19 protein-coding genes are annotated in these 15,029 nt (G+C 39.7%); 14 read left to right on the top strand and 5 right to left on the bottom strand.

Annotated features, from left to right (window positions below; translation table 11 throughout):
- The 7 genes from AC0IWT_RS01425 (at position 1) to AC0IWT_RS01395 (ending at position 4,631) form a co-directional block, all read left to right on the top strand.
- Positions 1–1,005 carry a chemotaxis protein CheB gene (locus tag AC0IWT_RS01425; RefSeq protein ID WP_471795664.1) on the top strand — a complete coding sequence of 335 codons (1,005 nt, stop codon included), beginning with the start codon at positions 1–3 and terminating at the stop codon, positions 1,003–1,005.
- A 10-nt stretch (positions 1,006–1,015) separates the two neighbouring features.
- On the top strand, positions 1,016–1,666 hold the full coding sequence (locus AC0IWT_RS01420; RefSeq protein WP_471795663.1) for a response regulator: 651 nt from the start codon (positions 1,016–1,018) through the stop codon (positions 1,664–1,666).
- 241 nt (positions 1,667–1,907) lie between these two features.
- A complete protein-coding gene (locus AC0IWT_RS01415) occupies positions 1,908–2,423 on the top strand; it encodes a sigma-70 family RNA polymerase sigma factor (RefSeq protein ID WP_471795662.1) in 516 nt (171 codons plus the stop codon).
- Positions 2,424–2,526: 103 nt separating this feature from the next.
- Positions 2,527–2,799 (top strand): hypothetical protein, encoded by a 273-nt coding sequence (locus AC0IWT_RS01410; RefSeq protein WP_471795661.1) that lies wholly within the window; start codon positions 2,527–2,529, stop codon positions 2,797–2,799.
- Positions 2,800–2,964: 165 nt separating this feature from the next.
- Positions 2,965–3,435 carry an SRPBCC family protein gene (locus AC0IWT_RS01405; RefSeq protein ID WP_471795660.1) on the top strand — a complete coding sequence of 157 codons (471 nt, stop codon included), beginning with the start codon at positions 2,965–2,967 and terminating at the stop codon, positions 3,433–3,435.
- A complete protein-coding gene (locus AC0IWT_RS01400; RefSeq protein WP_471795659.1) occupies positions 3,422–3,865 on the top strand; it encodes a LytR/AlgR family response regulator transcription factor in 444 nt (147 codons plus the stop codon). Before AC0IWT_RS01405 ends, AC0IWT_RS01400 begins: the two co-directional genes overlap by 14 nt.
- Positions 3,866–3,887: 22 nt before the next feature.
- On the top strand, positions 3,888–4,631 hold the full coding sequence (locus AC0IWT_RS01395; protein WP_471795658.1) for a DUF72 domain-containing protein: 744 nt from the start codon (positions 3,888–3,890) through the stop codon (positions 4,629–4,631).
- A 110-nt stretch (positions 4,632–4,741) separates the two neighbouring features.
- Here AC0IWT_RS01395 and AC0IWT_RS01390 read toward each other — a convergent pair whose 3' ends face one another.
- The 5 genes from AC0IWT_RS01390 to AC0IWT_RS01370 form a co-directional block, all read right to left on the bottom strand.
- Complete coding sequence (locus AC0IWT_RS01390) at positions 4,742–6,376, bottom strand: ABC-F family ATP-binding cassette domain-containing protein (protein ID WP_471795657.1); 1,635 nt, start codon at positions 6,374–6,376, stop codon at positions 4,742–4,744.
- Positions 6,377–6,520: 144 nt separating this feature from the next.
- Positions 6,521–7,144, bottom strand: coding sequence for an ATP-binding cassette domain-containing protein (locus AC0IWT_RS01385; protein ID WP_471795656.1), 624 nt, complete (start codon positions 7,142–7,144; stop codon positions 6,521–6,523).
- The gene (gene modB / locus AC0IWT_RS01380; RefSeq protein WP_471795655.1) at positions 7,141–7,806 is read right to left on the bottom strand and encodes a molybdate ABC transporter permease subunit; all 666 of its coding nucleotides are present in this window, start codon (positions 7,804–7,806) and stop codon (positions 7,141–7,143) included. The genes AC0IWT_RS01385 and modB overlap by 4 nt, the downstream gene beginning before the upstream one ends.
- 19 nt (positions 7,807–7,825) lie before the next feature.
- Positions 7,826–8,596 (bottom strand): molybdate ABC transporter substrate-binding protein, encoded by a 771-nt coding sequence (modA, locus tag AC0IWT_RS01375; RefSeq protein ID WP_471795654.1) that lies wholly within the window; start codon positions 8,594–8,596, stop codon positions 7,826–7,828.
- A 22-nt stretch (positions 8,597–8,618) separates the two neighbouring features.
- The gene (locus AC0IWT_RS01370; protein ID WP_471795653.1) at positions 8,619–9,119 is read right to left on the bottom strand and encodes a molybdopterin-binding protein; all 501 of its coding nucleotides are present in this window, start codon (positions 9,117–9,119) and stop codon (positions 8,619–8,621) included.
- 271 nt (positions 9,120–9,390) lie between these two features.
- Between AC0IWT_RS01370 and AC0IWT_RS01365 the strand changes: the two genes are divergently transcribed.
- The 7 genes from AC0IWT_RS01365 to AC0IWT_RS01335 are packed head-to-tail and all read left to right on the top strand — an operon-like array spanning position 9,391 to position 15,029.
- Positions 9,391–10,500, top strand: a complete 1,110-nt coding sequence (locus tag AC0IWT_RS01365; protein WP_471795652.1) for an XdhC family protein — start codon at positions 9,391–9,393, stop codon at positions 10,498–10,500.
- Positions 10,500–11,090 (top strand): nucleotidyltransferase family protein, encoded by a 591-nt coding sequence (locus AC0IWT_RS01360; protein WP_471795651.1) that lies wholly within the window; start codon positions 10,500–10,502, stop codon positions 11,088–11,090. Before AC0IWT_RS01365 ends, AC0IWT_RS01360 begins: the two co-directional genes overlap by 1 nt.
- Positions 11,087–12,067, top strand: coding sequence for a GTP 3',8-cyclase MoaA (gene moaA, locus AC0IWT_RS01355; protein WP_471795650.1), 981 nt, complete (start codon positions 11,087–11,089; stop codon positions 12,065–12,067). The genes AC0IWT_RS01360 and moaA overlap by 4 nt, the downstream gene beginning before the upstream one ends.
- On the top strand, positions 12,068–13,240 hold the full coding sequence (locus AC0IWT_RS01350; protein ID WP_471795649.1) for a molybdopterin molybdotransferase MoeA: 1,173 nt from the start codon (positions 12,068–12,070) through the stop codon (positions 13,238–13,240).
- A gap of 11 nt (positions 13,241–13,251) precedes the next feature.
- Positions 13,252–13,485, top strand: coding sequence for a MoaD/ThiS family protein (locus AC0IWT_RS01345; protein WP_471795648.1), 234 nt, complete (start codon positions 13,252–13,254; stop codon positions 13,483–13,485).
- A gap of 1 nt (position 13,486) precedes the next feature.
- Positions 13,487–14,584 carry a ThiF family adenylyltransferase gene (locus AC0IWT_RS01340; RefSeq protein ID WP_471795647.1) on the top strand — a complete coding sequence of 366 codons (1,098 nt, stop codon included), beginning with the start codon at positions 13,487–13,489 and terminating at the stop codon, positions 14,582–14,584.
- A gap of 1 nt (position 14,585) precedes the next feature.
- The gene (locus tag AC0IWT_RS01335; protein ID WP_471795646.1) at positions 14,586–15,029 is read left to right on the top strand and encodes a molybdenum cofactor biosynthesis protein MoaE; all 444 of its coding nucleotides are present in this window, start codon (positions 14,586–14,588) and stop codon (positions 15,027–15,029) included.

The following is a 15,029-nucleotide window of genomic DNA, read 5'->3' as shown; positions in this document are numbered from 1 at the left end:
ATGGAAAACAAAAACGTTAAAAACATCATTACTATCGGTGCATCAGCCGGCGGACTTTCTGCTGTAGCAACACTGCTGTCTACAATTCCGAAGGATATCGATGCGGCAATTTTTATTGTTATACACCTCGGCAAAAGCGCAATTATCGAAACTGTACTAAGTCTCCTTAATAAAAACGCTGGTTTAAAAGTTCAGATTCCTAAGAACGGAACCCCAATTGAAAGCGGTAACGTTTACCTGGCGCCCGTAGATGAGCACATGGTTATTGAAGCCGGCCAAATTTCAATTTTTAGAGGGCCAACTGAAAACCATTGGCGCCCATCAATCGATGTCTTGTTTCGTACTGCTGCTGCAGCATATGATTCTTGCGTTACCGGTATAATTTTAAGCGGACTGCTGGATGATGGCACGTCAGGAATGATTGCCATTAAAAAAGCTGGCGGGACGTGTATTGTCCAGGAGCCGGATGAGGCCGAATTTTCCGAAATGCCGCAGAATGTTATCAATAACCTCGATGTAGATTACCGCGTTTCTATTGCAGATATTGGCTACATCCTTTCGGACATTTTTAGCCGCGGAAACTGCATACCGAAAGAAATACCTGCAGAGGTTAAGCTCGAAGCCGACATAACTAAGCGGATGGCCAGCCAATTCGAAGAAACGGAAAAACTCGGCAAGCCCGTCGCAATAACCTGCCCTAGCTGTGGCGGTATATTAACAAAAATTGAAGAAGAAGGAACAAAAAGGTACCGCTGTTTTACGGGTCATACATTTTCTCAACGGCTACTTGATGAGCTTATGAAAGAAAAGATAGAAGAAACGATTTGGGTAGCAATCAGAATGATGGAAGAACGCCGGAATTTTATTTCTGGCATGGAGAAATCATTCAACACAAACTCTTTTATCGATATTGAGCGTAAGAAAAAGGCTGAAGAACTTAAAACACATGTCGAACGCTTAAAAGAGATGCTAAAGAACTTAAATTCATCGCCGCTGGGCACTTAAACCACGTCAAATGATAAAAATCATCCTGGCTGAAGACCACATAATTGTGCGAAACGGCATAAAACTTTTATTAGAAGCGCAATCTGGAATACAGGTTGTTGGGGAAGCTGCAAATGGCGAGGAAGTAATTTCACTGCTAAAATCGGGCTTATTACCCGATATCATTTTAACAGACATCAACATGCCTGAGATGGATGGCATAAGTCTGATCAAGGAAATAAAAGAAAACTGGCCTAACATCAAAACGATTGTGTTATCGATGCTCGATAATGAAAAATATGTTTCGCAGGCATTTTTGGAAGGTAGCTATGGCTATCTTATGAAAAATGTTAACGAAGATGAAATGGCTTTTGCCTTGAAAACAGTTCATTCTGGAACGAAATATCTTTGTGCCGAGTTATCAGAAAAGCATATTGACCGCCTTATACACAACCTGGTAATTCAATCTGAGCAGCTTAGCCAGCACATCGAACTCTCGATGCGGGAAATTGAAGTTTTACATTTAATTGCTGAAGGATTTACGAACCAGGAAATGGCTGATAAATTATTTTTGAGCAAGCGAACTGTAGAAGGCCATCGTCAAGCGCTGATAGATAAAACGTCATCTAAAAACACCGCAGCGCTTATCCGCTTTGCGGTGTCTAACGGCTATTTACATTAGTACACAACTGTCTATTTTTTTGTAAAGGCTGCGCCGAATAATTACTTAGGTTTCGGTATATCTACCCAACCTGCTATGATATATACCCCAATTGGAAATACACCTAAAATGCCCAACCGCCTTATCTTCTCGGTAACGCGGCTATCAGAGCCGTAAGTGGTGTGAAATGGGTATTTCTACGCTATCAAAATCGCAATTTGTGTGGAATACAGTTTGTTGTCGCTTATTAAACCATAAGACGATGAACGATACGGAATTTCAATGTATACTAAACGACAACATGTCGGTATTGCGAATAAATGCTTTAAAGTTTGCCAGCAATGAAAACGATGCTGATGACCTTGTACAGGAAACCTTAATAAAGGCTTTCAGATTTCGTGACAAGTTTCAACCCGGAACGAATTTTAAAGGGTGGCTCTTTTTTATTATGCGCAATACTTTCATTAACTCCTACCGGAAACTCATTAAATCGAGAAAGCACATCTCTTTTGAAGAAGACCTTACTCAAAAAGAGAGCTGCCTAAGTGGCGTAGAAAATGTCTGTACGGGTAAGTTTATAGTCGGAGATATCCAAAAAACAATTAATGCCCTTCCGGAAGTTTACCGTTACCCATTCATCAGGTATTTTGAGGGCTATAGCTACAACGAAATCGCTGACGACCTGGATATTCCTTTAGGAACTGTAAAAACAAGGATACATATCGCGAGACAGATATTAAAAAAACATTTAAAACCCTATTTAAAGCAAAATTCTTAAAATAGTACAAAAAACAGGGTCGATTAAAAGGTATGAAAACAGAATTGCGAACTTTTTAAATAAAATTTTGTTCCTATATTAAGGATAAGTAACAAGATATAGGATGAAACCGCAAAACAAATTACGCATTGACTATCGTTTTTTAAACTGGGGTAAAACAGAACGTATAGTTTGCGAACAAGATCAATTCGATGACAACGTGTTCTTTTTACTCAAGCAAGGGCAGAATATTGGCACAATTACCAAGCAGAATATGAGGTGGATATCATCGCCAAACTCCATGCTTTTACCCGCAGAAGTTGTAAAGATTGGCAGTTACATTGATGAGCATCTCCGGCAGGAAAAACGCGTTAGATCTGCTTCGAAGAGCACTTGAAACTCTGTTTTTTATCAAAGGTTAAATTGGGTTTAAAAAGCGTAAATGTACTTTAAAATTAGCTTTTAACACTTAATACCCGTTTCATCAGGATAACTACCCTTTCGGTTTTAAAGGCGTTTATTTTAAGTTTCATTGGTTTAAATTTGGTTTTTGATTAACAAAATGGAAACTAAAATCATTGAAATTAACGCTCCGGCACATGTAGTTTGGAGTGTTTTAATATCCCGCCAGCACTATAGCCAAAAGGGTGGATATTTCTCATCGAACTGGCAGGCAAACAGTTTAATAGAGTGGCATGGAATTGATGGAAGAGGAAATTTCTTCGGGAAAATTCTTCGTATAAAGCCTATGGAATTGTTCACCTACATCAAATTTGATGTAAATCAGGGCAACAAAGTCTTTTCGTTGGTAAGTTATCAAACATCGCAACTGGGTGATAAAACAATTTTAAAGTATAGCGAAGACTTAATGTATCCGATTTCGGGCATTAAAGAAAGAATTTTCAGACGACAGATCGAGAAACACCTTGCTATCATCAGCGAGCTCGCTTCAAGTGTGCAACAGACGGGCAGTTTGCAAGATAACATAAACCAATTGCTACATACACAGAACCTTAGCTATGAAACAAAGTAGAAAAAACTACAGGTGTATAATCGTTGATGACGACCCTAATTTTATATTTTTGTTGTCTAACTACCTAAAAGAAGTACCGAAACTGGCATTAATAAAATTTTACCTCAACCCAGTTAGGGCAATAGATGATTTTGATAGTTTTGAAGATATAGATTTCTTGTTTTTAGATATAAGAATGGGCAATAGTTCAGGGCTGGATGTTGCGGTAAGCCTCAGACCAAAAGTGAAATACATTGTTTTTATTACAGGTTGCAATCAATTCGCATTGGATGCCTTCCAGGCGGGAGGCGACCAGTACCTGGTTAAACCGGTGTTTTTCTCGAAATTTCTTGATACCATTAACAACATTATAAGAAAGGAATATAAAAACAATCTTCCAAGGTTTTCACCACAACATATTCTTTCGGTTCCTAAACTACAACGCAACTGATTTATTTTGCCGCTTAACAAAAATGAAAAGAGGGAAGAATTTTGTTGGCACTTCTGGATGGAATTACCCACACTGGCAGGAAACATTTTATCCACCGGAAGTTACCAAAGATGGGCAACTTGCTTTCTATACCCAAAACTTTACATCGGTAGAATTAAACAATTCATTCTATCGCCAGCCAACCTTAGAAAATTTTATTAAATGGCGGGAAATTGTTCCAAAAAATTTCATTTTCTCAGTTAAGGCAAATCGGTTTTTCACGCACATGAAAAAGCTGAATGTAAACCGTGTAGACCTGGAAAGGTTCGTGGCATCATGCGCTGTACTTGGAGAAAAATTAGGCCCAATCCTTTTCCAGCTACCACCAAAATGGAAGTTGAATATCGAACGCTTAGAAAGATTTCTGAATTTGTTGCCAGCAGGTTATCGGTATGCATTTGAATTTCGCGATACTTCGTGGTACAACAATCAGGTATATGATACACTCAAGGCTTATAATTGTGCATTTTGTATTTATCATTTGGCCGGACATCAATCGCCACTTGCCGTCACCGCTGATTTCACTTACATAAGATTGCATGGCAGTGGCCAAAAGTACCAGGGAAGCTACGATTTGCAAAGCCTCTACACCTGGCTGGATTTTGCCAGTAAGCAGCTGAAAGAAAACAAAGATGTGTACCTGTATTTTGATAACGATGAGAAAGCCTATGCCGCTTTCAACGCCATGCAGTTAGAAGGATTATTCCGGGAAAAAATTAAAATTTAATTTAACAGTCCCATTATTCTGGAATTTTTTTCCTCGGCATAGCGAAACCACAATAGTCGAATTACCATAAACGATTGTTATTGTTGTGAAATTAATTTCCGCCTTTACACCTAACCTTGCTCAATTTCTTTAAGGCTATTCATCTTTTTATAAGCGAGAAAACCTTTAATGTCTTCGAAATGTTCGCGAACGCGTTTATTTCCAAATTCAAATACTTTTTGAGCCAGGCCATCAAGGAAATCCCTGTCGTGTGAAACGAGAATCAGCGTACCATCGAAATCTTTCAATGCATCCTTAATAATATCTTTAGTTTTCATGTCTAAATGGTTCGTCGGCTCATCCAGAATTAACACATTAACCGGTTCTAACAGCAACTTTATCATTGCCAAACGTGTTTTTTCGCCACCAGATAACACCTTTACTTTCTTGGTCGTATCATCGCCGCTAAACATAAAAGCACCTAACAAATCCTTAATTTTAATTGTGCCATCGCTTAGTGGAATTTGGTCTATGGTTTCGAAAACCGTCAAACTTTCATCGAGCAAAGCAGCTTGATTTTGAGCGAAATAGCCGATTTTAGCATTGTGACCAACTTTCAATCCTCCTTCAAAGTCAATTTCGCCCATTATGGCTTTTATCATTGTCGATTTTCCTTCGCCGTTCTTACCCACAAAAGCTACTTTTTCCCCTCTCTCAATTACCATCGATGCTTTCTCAAAAACCGTATGGTTGCCATACGATTTTGTAAGTTCTTCTACCATTACCGGATATTGACCAGAGCGTGGAGATGGTGGAAATTTTAAACGCAATGCCGATGTATCCACTTCATCAATTTCGATTACCTCAAGTTTTTCCAGCATCTTTACCCGCGATTGTACTTGCAAAGTTTTGGAGTAAGTACCTCTGAATCTGTCTATAAATTCCTGATTATCTGCAATAAAACGTTGCTGCTCTTCATAGGCCTTTAACTGGTGTAATCTGCGATCTGCACGCAACTGGAGATAATGGCTGTATTTAGCTTTATAGTCATAAATTCTGCCCATAGTAACTTCTATGGTGCGGTTAGTAATGTTATCTACAAAAGCACGGTCGTGTGAGATAACCATAACCGCTTTTGCCGAATTAACGAGAAAATCTTCCAGCCATTGTATACTTTCGATATCCATATGGTTGGTTGGCTCATCAAGTAAAATCAAATCGGGCTTTTTTAGCAGAATTTTTGCGAGTTCAATCCGCATCCGCCAACCTCCAGAAAACTCGGAAGTTTGCCTGGTAAAATCTTTTCGTTCGAAACCTAGGCCTTTTAGTACTTTTTCTACCTCTGCATCATAATTTATTTCCTCAATCGAGTAAAATTTTTCACTCAGTTCCGATACCCGTTCAATAAGCTTCATGTAGTCGTCCGTTTCATAATCGGTACGGATGGTAAGCTGTTCATTCAGTTCGTCTAATGCTTTCTGCATCAGGTTTACCTCTTCAAATGCCTTCATTGTTTCCTCAAAAACGGTAACATTATCTTGAGTAAGCAAATGCTGAGGAAGATAGGCAATTACAGCTTCTTTCGGGCCGGTAACATTGCCGGAAGTTGGTTTGGTAGCACCGGCAATAATTTTTAGCATGGTTGATTTACCCGCCCCGTTTTTACCCATCAGGGCAATTTTATCATTTTCGTTTATAGAAAAAGTTACGTCGCTGAAGAGCGTAGTTCCGCCAAACGAAACTGAAATATTATTTACATTAACCACTAAATGAGCATATTTAATTGAGTCGCAAAGATAGCAGAATTTGCATAAAATACCGATTGAAAGGAAAGCTATTCTGCTTGCAAACGCTCAAATTTCAGCGCTTTTTTCTACAGTTGTTTTTTGCGGAGCATAACTTAAATCACTTCAGCTTCCGACGAGTGCAAACACATGGCAGTCGTCCTCACCGAACTCATTGGGCAAATGACTTACGAAAATGACCGTTGTTTTTTGCGACTCAAACAGGGTTTTCAACCGCGTTGTAATCCGTAATTTCAATTCAGAATCAAGCGCTGTAAAAGGTTCATCCAACAATAAAAAACGGGGTTTTGTAGATAAGGCCCTGAGTATGGCCAAACGTTGTTGTTGCCCGCCAGAAAGTTGTTTTGGATACCGCTTTCTGAACTGGTTCATTTCACCAAGTTCAAGTAAACTACTAATGTATGAGGCATCATCCGTACCAAATTTAAGGTGCTGCTCAACCGTCATATTCGGGAAAAGCGCATAATCCTGAAATACAAAACCAACCTCACGTTCCTGAACTCTTTTCGAGAATTGTTTTTCTTTATCAAACCAAACTTCTTCATCAACTGAAAGCGTTCCGTTATCCGGGGTGGTTAAACCGGCAATAATTTTTAATAAGGTGGTTTTGCCTATCCCTGAAGGACCAGAGATTTGTGTAATGGTATTTAGCCGGAAAGCCGTATTTACCTCAAGCCTGAAACCACCATACTTACCGCCGATCTGTTTTTCGATATTAATATTTATCATTCGAAGGGACTTTTAACAGCATTTCTGTTGAGCACAAAAACACCAATTACAATGATAAAAGTTATTGCAAAAAGAATAAGCGCATAAGCGTTGGCTGCGCTGTAATCCATCGTTTCAACGGCATCATAAATTGCTATAGAAGCTACTTTTGTTTCTCCCGGAATGTTTCCCCCTATCATTAAAACAACGCCAAATTCTCCCAGCGTATGCGCAAAAGTAAGTACCGCGGCAGTAAATACAGCGGGTTTAATGTTTGGCAAAAGCACGTAAAAAAAGGTTTTCATTTTGGATTTGCCCATAACATAAGACGCTTCTGACATTGATTTTGGCAGGTGAGAAAAGGCTGCCTTTAGCGGACTAACCATAAATGGAAGGCTATAAATAATCGATGCCAGTATAAGGCCTTTAAAAGAGAAAACGAGCTGCAGGTTAAAATGCTGATGCAACCAGATGCCGAATGCATTGTTCGGACTAAACGCGATTAGCAGATAAAAACCAAGTACTGACGGTGGCAAAACCAGCGGCATGGTTATAAATGCATCGATAATCAGCTTAAAAATATTTTGTTTACGCGACAGCCAGTAAGCAACTGGTATCCCGATAAAAAGTAAAAAAATTGTTGTTATCGTGGCAAGCTTAATGCTCAGCCAAATCGGCTCCATTTCCATCTGTTAACTGTTATTATTTTGGAAGATGATAACCATTATTCGAAATGATTTTTCGTGCGGATGCTGAGGATAGATAATCGTAAAATTTCTTTGCATGACTATTGCCCGATTTTTCGCTTGATTTTAGTAAGATAACTCCCTGCTCAATTACATTGTAACTTTTGGCCTCAACCCTCGCCCATTGAAACCCGGGCTTACCAGTTTTTTCGTATAGAAACGATTCGGTTGTAAAAGCGACATCGGCAACCTTAGTTTGAAGGTAGTTATTTACCTGAGCAATACTTTCGCCGAATACGAGCTTTTTATTAACCTTGTTGTCCAAACCGTAATATTTTAAAGCTTCTGCTGCAGCCTTGCCATATGGTGCAGTTTTTGGGTTTGCTATGGCAATTGTTTTCACCCCTTCAGTTGCCAACATTATTTGCCATTTTTTAAAATCGCCGCCGGCAAAACCACAAACTATTAAACTACCTAACGCATAAACTTTAGGCTTCGCAACGCCCAATCCCTCACTGTACAGTTTCTGCGGAAATTCATTATCAGCTGATAAAAAGACCTCGTAAGGTGCTCCATTCATAATTTGGGCCGTTAATTTTCCCGATGCGCCAGTAATTGCTTCAGTTTCTATGCCGGTTCTTTTTCTAAAATCGGCTTGCAATTTTTTAATTACGCCCTGCGCATTAGCAGCTACCGCGATACGCAGTTTTTGAGCAGCTGAATCAAAACTTGCAGTAATTAAAGCCAGCGTAAAAATACTGAAACAAAGATATTTTAATTTTATCATGGCAATAAAATTTGTGGTTATGTTATTTCGCGATGGCTATTTTAATGCTAACAACCTGCCTCATGCACCTGGCCGCCCTTTTATCATTTTGAACTACAATTTTAAAGGGTCCTTCAGAAGTTTCGAGGGGCACATTATCAATCGTATCAGCAAGTATAATTTTATTATCGGTGAAGTCAGAATCTAACTCAGCAAGCGCAAAAACAACCTTATATCCATCACTGGCCGTTGCGATAACATATTTTTTCAGGTTTTCCCCATGAAGTTCCTTTCCTGTGCTTGCCCCGGCTGTAGATAGTAACGCAGAGAGCAAGACTCCTGAATATTGGTGTTCTTTGTTATTTTTATCCTTCCTGATAACCGTTATTCTTGGCATTTTTTTTAAATCGGCCTGATCTAAAGAAAGCGGTTTTGAAAGCGCCCCACTAATTTTTACTTTGCCTTTTTCTTGTGCAACGGCAATAGAAACCGTGCCCAAAATAAGGAATAGCGTAATAATCGCAGAGGAGAAATGGTTTTTCATGTTGAGTTATTGAGGAGATTTGAGCTATGGTTCCTTGCAAAGGTAAAATCTGTAAGGAAAATAAAGCATGCGGTACAATCTTTTTTTTCTTGCTTTAACTTTGGGCGGCTATTCCAGCTTTAGTTGTGTTATATTCGGGAGTGCATTGAATTTTAAAACACTACAATAAAGCACCTGTTATATCGATACAAATTAGACAACAACCTTTGATTTCGGCACTATTTACGTTAATTTTAACCGGAGCACTTATTGCTCCCTTTTACACTACCCTATGAAAGAAATTGCAGACATCATTCTCGCCAATAAAAACGCCATTACAGAAAACCGAAAAGCGGCCCTGGCTACCGTTGTAAAGGTAGAAGGTTCATCTTACAGGCGTCCGGGAGCACGAATGCTTATCACCGACGATGGCAATTTAACCGGTGCGATAAGCGGTGGCTGTTTGGAAGGCGACGCACTTCGAAAAGCATTGTCTGCAATCCATCAGGGAAAAAATAAACTCGTTACATACGACACGACGGATGAAGACGATGCGAAATTTGGTGTTCAACTGGGCTGCAATGGCATTGTACACATTCTTTTCGAACCAATTTTTAACGAAGAGGCTATAAATCCCATCGAAGTTTTGAAAGCCGCAAACGGTAGAAGGGAAAATTGTGTAGTAGCGACATTATTTTCCATTGAACAAAAAGAGCAGCCGGGAACTGCACTATTATTTAGAGAAAATGGGTGCCTGGAAAAACTGCCTGCCGAAATTTCGGGAGCCGTAAAAAATGATTCATTTGATGTCTTGAAACTACAGATATCACGGTTCGAAAATTATTCAATCGCTGGAAATGAGTTTGATGCCTTTCTTGAATTTGTCCCTCCTCCTGTTCAGCTTATTATTGCAGGTGCAGGAAACGATGCACAACCATTAGCCGAAATGGGGAATATATTAGGATGGGAAGTGATTGTAGCCGACGGACGACAGACACACTGCTCAACACAAAGATTCCCTAAAGCAAAACAAGTTTTCGTGGCCAAACCAGAGCAACTTTTACCGCAAATAGAAATCGACGGACAAACCGCTTTCGTACTTATGACGCACAATTATAATTATGATTTAGCGCTTTTAAAGTTACTTCTGGAAACTAATGCACCTTACATTGGCACGCTCGGCCCAAAAAAGAAGCTAATCAGAATGCTTGAGGAACTTAATAAAGCTGAAGAAGAATTTAGGGTACATGGACCAATTGGATTAGACATTGGCGCAGAAACTGCCGAAGAAATCGCGATTTCCATTATTGCTGAAATTAAGGCAGTGCTTATAGGCGCTTCGGCAGGAATGCTCAAAGAGAAGAAAAGTCCGATTCATATCTATGATTTGAAACAGCATTAATGGCTGTAGCAATCATTATATTGGCGGCAGGTAATTCTGCCCGGCTCGGTAAACCAAAACAACTGCTTACTTTTGGCGGAAGTACCTTGCTGAATAATGTCATTTCTGAAGCACTTAAAACACAATTCAGGCCAATAATTGTTGTACTTGGTGCTTACGAAAACGAAATTAAGGCGGCGACCATAAAAACTGACGTTATATTTGTATTGAATGAAAATTGGGAAAACGGAATGTCTTCCAGTATTTCAATTGGCTTACAGGAGGCGTTGAAGGCTAATGCTGAACTCGAAAGTGTAATTTTGGCCGTTGCCGACCAGGTTTACCTGAACGCAGCAATATTTGAGCAGTTAGTTAGTACAAAGCAGCAAACGGATAGTAGCATTATTGCTTCTGCCTATTTGCAGACAAAGGGAACGCCTACTTTATTTGATAGAACACACTTCGAAGAACTGCTCAACTTAAAAGGTTCGGATGGTGCAAAAAGTATAATAAAACGTAATCTGAATGATATTGTTACAATTCCTTTTGATTTAGGGGCGGTTGATATTGATACAGAAACAGATTATAACAATTTAATCAACAATAAATGATAGCAGATTCATTTGGAAGAGTGCATGATTATTTGCGGATATCATTAACTGATAATTGCAATTTCCGCTGTTTTTATTGCATGCCGGAAGAAGAATATGATTTTACGCCTGCCTCAAGACTAATGCAGCCTGCTGAAGTACTTGCACTTGCGAAGATTTTTGTAGAACAAGGCGTAAAAAAAATTCGTTTAACCGGTGGAGAACCACTTGTGCGAAAAGATGCCGCGGAAATAATCTCGGCACTCGGAAAACTTCCTGTTGAGCTTGTAATCACCACTAACGGAACCCGCATTGCAGAAATGTTGCCAGTGCTAATTGAAGCAGGCATTAAAACGGTAAATATCAGCCTGGATACCCTCCAGCCTGAAAAATTCTTTATGATTACCAGACGCGATGTTTTCCATCAGGTAAGAAGCAATATAGAATTATTATTACAGCACAAAATAGCCGTAAAAATAAACATGGTGGTGATGAAAGGCCTCAATGATGGTGAAATTAAAGACTTTATCAATTGGACTAAACATAATCCAATTCAGATTAGGTTTATAGAATTTATGCCTTTTACAGGAAATAAGTGGACAAGCAACAAGATGTTTTCACTGCAGGAAATTTTAGACGTTGTAGAAAAAAGTTTTGTGATTTTACCTGTAGAATCTTCCCCTAACGATACCGCGAAACATTTTATGATTCCTGGTCACGAGGGTTCTTTCGCAATAATAAGCACCATGACTGCCCCATTCTGCAGCACTTGCAACCGCATGCGTTTAACTGCCGATGGAAAGTTAAAAAACTGCCTTTTCTCCGATGGGGAAACCGATTTGCTCCACGCATTGAGAAACAAAGAAGATGTGCTTCCATTAATCATGTCTTCAATATGGAGCAAGAAAAAAGAACTCGGCGGACAATTAGTTGCGAATTTTGAAAACCTTGATACAGACGCCATAAAAAACCGTAGCATGATCACAATCGGAGGATAAATGATAAGTGTTGAAGAAGCAAAAAAGCTTATTAATGAGCATACGCCGCATTTAAAACCGATTGAGAAAGCCATCAGTCAGGCTTCAAATCATGTTCTTGCAGAAGATGTGCACGGGGTTTATGACATTCCGGCTTTCAGGCAATCGTCTATGGATGGCTACGCAATTAGCTTTGAAAGTACAAAAATTGAACTCGATTTGGTTGGAGAAATGGCCGCTGGGACGGAACAAATGCTGTCTTTAAAACGTGGCGAAGCCATCCGGATTTTTACCGGAGCTCCACTCCCTGAGGGCGCAGATACGGTTATCATGCAGGAGAAAGTTATCAAAACTGGAAATAAAATTCAGATAAATGATGAAAAACTTACATCAGGCGCCAATGTTCGGCCGGTTGGTGCAGAAATTAAAGCAGGTGAACTCGCCATTGAAAAAGGCAATGTGCTCAGCCCAGCAGCATTGGCATTTTTAGCAGGTATCGGAATTTATGAGGTAACGGTTTTCCCAATGCCGAAAATTTCCATAATTCTAACAGGTAATGAGTTGCAAAAACCCGGACGACCACTAAAATTCGGTCAGGTTTACGAATCGAACTCTTACTCGCTTTCGGCTGCGTTGAAGAACGAAGGCATTACGGATATCGAAATTTTAAATGCCGAAGATTCTTTAGAAAAACTTACTGATGTGTTTGAAAAAGCTTTACAAGCTAGTGATGTTGTATTGCTGACCGGCGGTGTAAGCGTGGGCGATTATGATTTTGTTCTCCAGGCTTCGGTAGCTTGTGGAGTAGAACAACTATTTCATAAAGTGAAACAAAAGCCGGGCAAACCTTTATTTTTCGGCAGGCAAGCGCAGAAAATTGTTTTTGGTTTACCCGGAAATCCGTCTTCGGTGCTAAATTGCTATTATAACTATGTGGTACCGGCGATAAAAAAGCTTTCGGGTAAGGCAGTTCATTTGAAGGAAATTAAAGCAGTGTTAACTCATGATTACAAAAAACCCAGTGGCCTAACTCATTTCTTAAAAGGAAATTATCGCGATGGTAAAGCAACGCCCCTGGCTGCACAAGAATCCTATCGTTTAAGTTCGTTTGCCATAGCGAATTGTTTAATTGAGCTTCGCGAAGCACAAGAAAGTTTTAATGCCGGCGATGTTGTAAACGTAATCTTGATTTGAAAATCGAAAAAATGCATATAGAAATAATCAGCTTTGGAAAAATTTCGGAATTGATGGATAATCAAACCATCGAAATTGAAGGCGTTGGCAATACTGATGAACTGCAACAATATCTGGAGAAAAAATATCCAGCCCTGGCAGAAATGAAATACAAACTGGCTTTAAATAAAAATATTGTCCAGCAAAATGCTCAACTTAAAAACAACGACTGCATTGCGATAATGCCACCATTTTCGGGAGGTTAAAATGAATACAGACAGATATCAAAGGCAAATTATTTTGAGGGGTTTCGGCAGCGAGGCACAGGAAAAGCTTAGCAAAGCAAAAATACTGGTCGTTGGTGCAGGTGGTTTGGGTTGTCCTGCCCTGCAGTATCTGGCCGCGGCCGGCGTGGGTTGTATTGGCACTGCAGACCATGATGTTGTCGAAATTTCCAACCTTCACCGGCAGGTATTGTTTTGCCTGGCGGATGTCGGATTATTGAAGGTTGACGTAGCAGCCAACCGGATTAAGCAACTGAACCCCGATTTAAAAGTTGATGCCTACCCCATTTCCATCGACAAATTAAATGCATTGGAAATTATCAGTAAATATGATTTAGTATTTGATGGAACGGATAATTTCGAATCCAGATATATCATAAACGATGCCTGCACAGTATTAAAAAAGCCTTTGGTGTTTGCAGCTGTTTCGGGCTTTGAAGGGCAGTTAGCTGTTTTCAACTTAAATGATGAACGTGGAATTAATACCAATTACCGCGATTTATTCCCAGTACCGCCAAAGGCAGGAGAAATTCCGAATTGTGCAGAAAACGGGGTTCTGGGCGTAGTTCCTGGTGTTATCGGCACCATGGCTGCCGGCGAAATCATCAAAATAATTACCGGAATTGGGAAACCTCTGGCGAACCGACTGGTTCATTACAACATGCTCACTCAACAACAATATGAAATTACGATTTCACCCTCCGATGAATATAAAAAGATGAACTGCGAAGCCGATTTTATCGAAGTGCACAAACCTAAGTTAACCGAAAATTATATTGAGATCGATGTGGATGAGATGAATGCGTTACGTACCCGACCGTCTACATTGATAATCGATGTTCGCGAGCGACACGAATTTCCGCGGTTAAATACTAGTGTGTACAGGCAAATACCGATGTCAGAGTTCGAAAGCTTTGCAACATCCGTTATCAACGAAGAAAACATCGTTTTAATTTGCCAACATGGTGTACGCAGTATAGGCGCTGCAGAAATTCTGCATCAAAAATATAAAGGAACAAAAAACATATTCAGCCTAAAAGGCGGCATTGCCAAATGGCGGAATTATTTTTTAAACCAGTAAGATGAGCGAAAAGAAAATTAAAAACATATTTGTAGCCGGGCCAATAACGCCCGATTTCATTGCGAAGAGTATCGCCAATCACGGCTCTAAAACAGGTATTGGTGGTCACAGCATTTTTATGGGCCAGGTGCGGATGGATGAAATAGACGGAAAGCTGGTTTCTGCAATAGATTATACCGCGTACGAAGCACTGGCCTTAAATAAGATGCACGAAATCAGGGAGGAAATTTTTAGTAAATATTCGCTGAGTTGCATGCACATACACCACAGTTTGGGCGAAATTAAGGCCGGCGAAATTTGCCTTTTTGTATTCACCTCATCAAAACACAGAAAACCTGCAATTGATGCCTGTAACGAGCTTGTAGAAAGAATTAAGGGCGAACTGCCGATTTGGGGAAAAGAGATCTTTGCGGATTCATCGCATCAATGGAAAGAAAATAGTTAA

The organism is Pedobacter sp. AC464 (genome assembly GCF_979253075.1).
This window is presented reverse-complemented; position numbering and strand designations above follow the sequence as displayed.

Bases quoted from the DNA above. Each gene is read 5' to 3' on its own strand.
- AC0IWT_RS01425 (WP_471795664.1), top strand. From the start codon at position 1: ATGGAAAACAAAAACGTTAAAAACATCATTACTATCGGTGCATCAGCC.
- AC0IWT_RS01420 (WP_471795663.1), top strand. From the start codon at position 1,016: ATGATAAAAATCATCCTGGCTGAAGACCACATAATTGTGCGAAACGGC.
- AC0IWT_RS01415 (WP_471795662.1), top strand. From the start codon at position 1,908: ATGAACGATACGGAATTTCAATGTATACTAAACGACAACATGTCGGTA.
- AC0IWT_RS01410 (WP_471795661.1), top strand. From the start codon at position 2,527: ATGAAACCGCAAAACAAATTACGCATTGACTATCGTTTTTTAAACTGG.
- AC0IWT_RS01405 (WP_471795660.1), top strand. From the start codon at position 2,965: ATGGAAACTAAAATCATTGAAATTAACGCTCCGGCACATGTAGTTTGG.
- AC0IWT_RS01400 (WP_471795659.1), top strand. From the start codon at position 3,422: ATGAAACAAAGTAGAAAAAACTACAGGTGTATAATCGTTGATGACGAC.
- AC0IWT_RS01395 (WP_471795658.1), top strand. From the start codon at position 3,888: ATGAAAAGAGGGAAGAATTTTGTTGGCACTTCTGGATGGAATTACCCA.
- AC0IWT_RS01385 (WP_471795656.1), bottom strand. From the start codon at position 7,144: ATGATAAATATTAATATCGAAAAACAGATCGGCGGTAAGTATGGTGGT.
- modB (WP_471795655.1), bottom strand. From the start codon at position 7,806: ATGGAGCCGATTTGGCTGAGCATTAAGCTTGCCACGATAACAACAATT.
- modA (WP_471795654.1), bottom strand. From the start codon at position 8,596: ATGATAAAATTAAAATATCTTTGTTTCAGTATTTTTACGCTGGCTTTA.
- AC0IWT_RS01370 (WP_471795653.1), bottom strand. From the start codon at position 9,119: ATGAAAAACCATTTCTCCTCTGCGATTATTACGCTATTCCTTATTTTG.
- AC0IWT_RS01365 (WP_471795652.1), top strand. From the start codon at position 9,391: ATGAAAGAAATTGCAGACATCATTCTCGCCAATAAAAACGCCATTACA.
- AC0IWT_RS01360 (WP_471795651.1), top strand. From the start codon at position 10,500: ATGGCTGTAGCAATCATTATATTGGCGGCAGGTAATTCTGCCCGGCTC.
- moaA (WP_471795650.1), top strand. From the start codon at position 11,087: ATGATAGCAGATTCATTTGGAAGAGTGCATGATTATTTGCGGATATCA.
- AC0IWT_RS01350 (WP_471795649.1), top strand. From the start codon at position 12,068: ATGATAAGTGTTGAAGAAGCAAAAAAGCTTATTAATGAGCATACGCCG.
- AC0IWT_RS01345 (WP_471795648.1), top strand. From the start codon at position 13,252: ATGCATATAGAAATAATCAGCTTTGGAAAAATTTCGGAATTGATGGAT.
- AC0IWT_RS01340 (WP_471795647.1), top strand. From the start codon at position 13,487: ATGAATACAGACAGATATCAAAGGCAAATTATTTTGAGGGGTTTCGGC.
- AC0IWT_RS01335 (WP_471795646.1), top strand. From the start codon at position 14,586: ATGAGCGAAAAGAAAATTAAAAACATATTTGTAGCCGGGCCAATAACG.